The sequence below is a fragment of the Micrococcus sp. CS26 genome (genome assembly GCF_055522295.1).
In genome coordinates this window covers 21,476-27,475 of the sequence record NZ_JBVFVY010000024.1, presented here as the reverse complement: position 1 = coordinate 27,475, position 6,000 = coordinate 21,476, and the positions used below count along the sequence as shown (strand labels likewise).

Sequence of the window (6,000 nt, the reverse complement as noted above, 5' to 3'; positions counted from 1 at the left end):
TCTGGACTGTTTTCCCCGCAAGGACGGTCTGCCACAGGCTCCGGGCACTAGCCTGGTCCCCTGAGGACCCGGCCGCGAGGCCGGCACATGAGGAACAGAGACCGCGTTCCCGCGGACCGTCGCGGCGTGACGCCCAGGAAGGACACCATGGCTGAGGACACCCCCCGAGAGCGCCGCGAGGACCGCGGATCCGAGGGCCGCGGGCCCCGTGGTGGCGGTGATGGCCGGCGTCGTGGCGGTGACCGCGACGGACGTCCTCGCAGCGGTGCCGGTGACCGGCGCCGCTCCGGCGGGCCTCACGAGGACCGGCGGCGCGGCCCGGGCCAGGGGGGCGGACGCCCCGAGCGCCGCGGTGCGCCGACGGGCTCTCGTCGCGAGGACCGCGCCGAACGACCCGCGCACAATCCCGGTGACCTCCGAGCGGCGAACCGTGCGGACCAGGAGCGCTCCCCGGACATCGACCCGGACGTGACGGGCCAGGAGCTCGACCGCGGCACGCTCAAGGAGATCAACGGGCTTGACGAGCGTCCTGCCAGCTGGGTCGCCAAGCACCTCGTGATGGCTGGCCGCTACCTGGACGTCGACCCGGCGCTGGCGTTCCAGCACGCCCTCGCCGCGTCCCGCAAGGGCGGCCGCCTCTCACGCGTGCGCGAGGCCGTCGCGCTCACCGCCTACGCGGCGGGGGAGTACGCCGACGCGCTGCGCGAGTTCCGCACCTACCGGCGCATGACGGGCGACGACACCCACATCGCCGCGCAGGTGGACAGCGAGCGTGCCCTCGGCCGCACGGAGAAGGCCCTGCAGCTGGCCGCCGAGGTGGATGCCTCGCGTCTGGACCGGGCGGCGCGGGCCGAGCTGGCCATGGTCGTCTCCGGCATCCGCGAGGACGCCGGCGACCTCCAGGGCGCCCATGAGGCCCTGCAGATCCCGGAACTGGACCGTCGGCGCGGTTACCCCTTCTCTCCCCGGCTGTTTCAGCGTCAGGCCGACGTGCTGCTCGCCCTGGGGCGCCGCGAGGAGGCTCGGCTCTGGGCGCGCGCCGTGCGCGTCGCGGAGAAGGCCCTCGGCGTGGGCGGGTTCGCGGACCCGGAGATCATCGACGTGGACACCGAGCCGGTCGAGGACCCCCGGGACCGCCGCCCGTCCCCCCGCGAACGGCGCCATGAGCGGTATGCGGCCGAGGCCGGTGCGGAGGCGACGGCGGACGGATCCCCGGCCGAGGAGCCGGAGTCCGTCACGGAGCCGACCGAGGCGCCCCGGCAGGAGGCCAGCGCGGAGCCGCCGGCCGCCGTCGACGCCCCGGACGAGGTCGACCCGAACCAGCTGTCGCTGTTCGACGACCTCGAGGCCCCGGAGGCAGACGAGCGGTGAGCACCACGTTCTTCGACGGTCACGACGGGCTGCTGTGCGACCTGGACGGCGTCGTGTACGCCGGAGACGGTGCGATCGCCGGGGCGGTCGAGACGCTGTCGACGCTGCAGGAACGCGGCGTGCCGGTCGGGTTCGTGACGAACAACGCCTCTCGCGCGCCGGAGTCCGTGGCCGAGCATCTCCGCACGCTCGGGGTGCCCGCGGAGGCGGGGCAGGTCTTCGGCTCCGCACCGGCGGGCGTCGACCTGCTCGAGGAGACGCTCGGCCGCCGGACCGGCCGGGTGCTCGTGGTCGGCTCGGCGTACCTGCGCGCCGTGGTCGAGGAGCGGGGCTACGAGGTGGTCGCGTCCGCGGCGCAGTGTCCCGACGCGGTGATCCAGGGCTTCGACCCCGGTCTCGGCTGGGCCGATCTGGCGGAGGCCGCGTACGCCGTGCGCGCCGGGGCCACCTGGGTCGCCACCAACCTGGACACCTCGATCCCGCGCGCGGAGGGGATCGCCCCCGGCAACGGGGCCCTCGTCGAGGCGGTGGGCCGGGCCACCGGCACCGCGCCCGTCGCGGCGGGCAAGCCCGAGCCGCGACTGTTCCGGACGGCGGCCGAGGCCCTCGGCCTGGCCCGTCCCCTCGTGGTCGGCGACCGTCTGGACACGGACATCCGCGGCGGCAACGCGGCGGGCTTCGACACGGTGCTCGTCCTGACCGGCATCGACACGCGCGAGACCGCGGCCGCCGCCCCCGGGCCGGACCGGCCCACGTGGGTCCGCGCGCACCTGCCCGCTCTGCTCGGCGGCGGTGCCGAGACCTCCGCCGACCCGCGGCGTGGCTGAGACCGCACGCGCCGACGTCGCCCTGGCCGCCCGTGGCCTGGCCCGCTCCCGCACGGAGGGCGCGGCGCTCATCCGCGCGGGGCAGGTCCTCCTCGACGGCCGCCCGGTGCGCCGGCCCTCCGACCGCGTGGCCGCCGACGCCACGCTGCGCCTGCGCGACCCGGGCCCGCGGTACGTCTCCCGCGCGGCCCACAAGCTCGTCAGCGCGCTCGAGGCGTTCCCGGACGTCGCCGTGGCCGGCCGCCAGGCGCTCGACGCCGGGGCCTCCACCGGCGGATTCACCCAGGTCCTCCTCGAGCGGGGCGCCGAACGGGTGGCCGCCGTGGACGTGGGCCACGACCAGCTGGCCCCGACCGTCCGGGCCGACCCCCGCGTCCTCGTGCGCGAGGGGCTCAACGTCCGCGACCTCAGGGCCGAGGACATCGACGGTCCGGTGGACCTGGTGGTCTCCGACCTGTCCTTCATCTCGCTGCGCCTCGTCCTCGCCCCGCTCGCGGGCGTGTGCCGACCCGGCGCGGAGCTGCTGCTCATGGTCAAGCCCCAGTTCGAGGTCGGGCGGCGCGCCCTGCCGCGCTCCGGCGTCGTCACCGATCCGGACGCCCGCCGCGACGCCGTCGCCGGGGTGGCCGCGGCCGCGCTGGGCGCCGGCCTCGCCCCCCGCGGCCTCACCCGATCCGGCCTGGCCGGCCAGGACGGGAACGCCGAGTTCTTCCTGCGGCTCCACCGCCCCGACGCCACCGCGGCCGACGACCCGGCCGGCAGGACGAGCCCGGCCACGCCCGCCGACGAGCGCGCCGCCGGGTGGGTCCGGGGCGCCCACATCGACTGGTCCTGACCCGCGTCCGGGGGGGGCGCCGCCCGTCCACGGGCGCGGGGCCACCGGTTCGCGTGTCCGATCTCGTGGCTATCCTGGAGCGCAGTGCCCGGCACCCCGGCTCGCGGAAGGAACCATGCCCTACACCCCCGGACGTCGTGTCCTCGTCCTGACCCACACGGGCCGCGAGGACGCCATCAGCGCGGCGCTGCAGGCCACCCGCATGTTCGCGGAGGAGGGCCTGGTCAGCGTCATGCTCGAACAGGACGTGGCCGCCATCCGCGCGGCCGCGGGGGACCCCCCGGAGTTCGCGCCGGAGGCCCTCGGGGTCGACTGCGAGCTCGAGGACATCACCCTCGGCCTCGTCCTCGGCGGCGACGGCTCGGTGCTGCGGGCGGCCGACTTCGTCCGCGGCCACAACGTGCCACTGCTGGCGGTGAACCTGGGCCACGTCGGCTTCCTCGCCGAGTCCGAGCGCACCGACCTGCACCGCACCGTCCAGGCGATCGCCTCGGAGTCCTACGTGGTGATCGAGCGCATGGCCCTGGACGTCGTCGTGCTCGTGGAGGGCCGCGAGGTGGCCCGCACGTGGGCCCTCAACGAGGCCTCCGTGGAGAAGTCCCACCGGGAGCGGATGCTCGAGGTGGTCGTCTCCGTGGACAACTCGCCGCTGACGGCCTTCGGCTGCGACGGCGTCGTCCTGGCCACCCCCACCGGCTCCACCGCCTACGCCTTCTCCGGCGGGGGCCCCGTCGTGTGGCCCTCCGTGGAGGCCCTGCTGTGCGTGCCCATCAGCGCCCACGCCCTGTTCACCCGCCCCCTCGTGGTGGGTCCGCGCTCCACGATCGGCGTGGACGTGCTCACCCGCACCCGCGAGACCGGTGTGCTGTGGTGTGACGGCCGGCGCACCGTCGAACTGCCGCCGCAGGCCCGGATCGAGGTGTCCCGGTCGGCGGAGCCGGTGCGCCTGGCCCGTCTCAACCCGACGCCCTTCGCGGAACGGCTCGTGCGCAAGTTCCGGCTGCCCACGGACGGCTGGCGCGGCCCCGTCACCGCCCAGGAGCGGGCGGGCGTGCTCCACGCGGTGGAGACCGTCGAGCCGCGGCACGCGGGGCCGCGTCCCGACGTCGTCGAACCGGCCACCATGCCGCTGTCGGTGCTCTCGCCCGCGGACATCCAGCGCCACCGCGACCGCGGGGCGTGTCACCCCGGGGAGGACGCATGATCGACCATCTGAGGATCTCGGGGCTCGGCGTGATCGGCGAGGCCACCGTGGACCTGGACCCCGGCTTCACCGTCGTCACCGGCGAGACCGGCGCCGGCAAGACCATGGTGGTCACCGCCCTGGGCCTGCTGCTCGGTGCTCGCGCCGACGCGGGCGCGGTCCGCCGGGGCTCGTCCCGTGCCGTCGTGGACGCCGGCGTGCGCGTGGCCGCGGACCACGCGGCGCTCCGCCTGGCTCAGGAGGCCGGCGCGGTCGTGGACGAGGGCGACGACGGCACCCGCGACCTGGTCCTGAGCCGCAGCGTCACGGCGTCGGGGGAGGGCACACGTTCCCGCGCTGCGGCCGGCGGCCGTTCCGTGCCCGTGGGCCTGCTCTCCGAGATCGGGGCCACGCTCGTGGCCGTGCACGGGCAGAACGACCAGGTCCGCCTCCAGGGCGCCGACGCCCAGCGGCACGCCCTCGATGCGTTCGGCGGCGCCGAGCTCGCCGCGGCCCTGCGCGCCTACCGCGCGGACCACGCCGCCTGGGCCGCCGCGCGTCGGGAGCGCCAGGAGCTCACCGCCCACCGCCAGGAGCGGGCCCGCGAAGCCGAGGCGCTCCAGCGCTCGCTCGAGGAGATCGACCTCGCCGAGCCGCAGGAGGGGGAGGACGAGGAGCTGCGGGCTCTCATCCGCCGGCTCGAGGACGTCGAGGAGCTGCGCGCCGCCTCGGGGGAGGCGCACGCCCGACTGGCCGGCCCCGACGTGGACGCGATGGACGAGACCCCCGGCGCCGTCAGCCTCGTGGAGGCGGCGCGGCAGGCCGTGCTCGCCGCCCCCGGCGACGACCCCGAGCTCGCCGCCGCGGCCGCGCGCCTGGCGGAGGCCGCCGTCGTGCTCTCGGACATCGCCGGCGACCTGGCCCGCTACACCGCTGACCTGGACGCCGACGCGGCCTCCGACCTCGACGCGGCCCAGTCGCGGCTGGCCGAGCTCACGCGACTGCAGCGGCTCTACGGGCCCGAGCTCGCCGACGTGATCGACTGGGCCCGGACCCAGCGTCCGCGCCTGGACGAGCTGCAGGGCGACTCCGGCCGCCTCGAGGAGCTCGAGGCGGAGGTCGACCGGCTCGACGCCGCGCTGCGCGAGCGGGCCGCGACCCTCACCGCCCTGCGCACCGAGGCCGCCGAGCGGCTCGAGACCGCGGTGACCGAGGAGCTGCACGCCCTGTTCATGCCGGACGCCTCGTTCCACGTGGGGCTGACGCCGGTCGCCGGGGACGGTCTCGGCCCGTACGGCGCTGAGGACGTCACGCTCGCCCTGCGCCCCCACGCGGGCGTCGAGCCCCGGCCCCTGGGCCGCGGCGCCTCCGGCGGCGAGCTCTCCCGCGTGATGCTCGCCCTCGAGGTGGTCCTGGCCGCCACGGACCCGGTGCCCACCTTCGTGTTCGATGAGGTCGACGCCGGCGTGGGCGGTGAGGCCGCCGTGCGGATCGGGGCCCGCCTGGCCCGGCTCGCCCGCCACGTGCAGGTCATCGCCGTGACGCACCTGCCCCAGGTCGCCGCCTACGCGGACCGGCACGTGCGGGTGGAGAAGAACTCGGACCCGGCCGCGGGTGTGACCACCTCCGACGTCGTGACGCTGACGGCCGACGAGCGGGTCGAGGAGCTCGCCCGCATGCTCGCCGGGCACGGCGACTCCGCGGCGGCCCGCGAGCATGCCCGGGAGCTGCTCGAGTCCTCCGCCCGCGAACGTGGCTGACCCCGTCCGCGGACGCCGCCCCGA

General features: G+C 76.5%; 5 protein-coding genes. All 5 read left to right on the top strand.

The window, feature by feature from the left end; all coding sequences use genetic code 11:
• Positions 1 to 468: 468 nt before the first annotated feature.
• Positions 469 to 1,371, top strand: coding sequence for a hypothetical protein (locus tag ACZ1IK_RS09795; protein ID WP_230594554.1), 903 nt, complete (start codon positions 469 to 471; stop codon positions 1,369 to 1,371).
• Entirely contained in the window at positions 1,368 to 2,198 is an 831-nt protein-coding gene (locus ACZ1IK_RS09790) for an HAD-IIA family hydrolase (RefSeq protein ID WP_052520132.1), read from the top strand. The genes ACZ1IK_RS09795 and ACZ1IK_RS09790 overlap by 4 nt, the downstream gene beginning before the upstream one ends.
• A complete protein-coding gene (locus ACZ1IK_RS09785) occupies positions 2,191 to 3,033 on the top strand; it encodes a TlyA family RNA methyltransferase (protein WP_041105368.1) in 843 nt (280 codons plus the stop codon). The genes ACZ1IK_RS09790 and ACZ1IK_RS09785 overlap by 8 nt, the downstream gene beginning before the upstream one ends.
• 115 nt (positions 3,034 to 3,148) lie before the next feature.
• Positions 3,149 to 4,237, top strand: a complete 1,089-nt coding sequence (locus ACZ1IK_RS09780) for an NAD kinase (RefSeq protein ID WP_465098483.1) — start codon at positions 3,149 to 3,151, stop codon at positions 4,235 to 4,237.
• Positions 4,234 to 5,976: a DNA repair protein RecN gene (gene recN, locus ACZ1IK_RS09775; RefSeq protein ID WP_036315738.1), complete on the top strand. Its 1,743-nt coding sequence runs from the start codon at positions 4,234 to 4,236 to the stop codon at positions 5,974 to 5,976. The genes ACZ1IK_RS09780 and recN overlap by 4 nt, the downstream gene beginning before the upstream one ends.
• The last annotated feature ends 24 nt before the right edge of the window (positions 5,977 to 6,000 follow it).

Coding starts and splice junctions, on each gene's coding strand:
- ACZ1IK_RS09780 (WP_465098483.1), top strand. CDS start 3,149: ATGCCCTACACCCCCGGACGTCGTGTCCTCGTCCTGACCCACACGGGC.
- recN (WP_036315738.1), top strand. CDS start 4,234: ATGATCGACCATCTGAGGATCTCGGGGCTCGGCGTGATCGGCGAGGCC.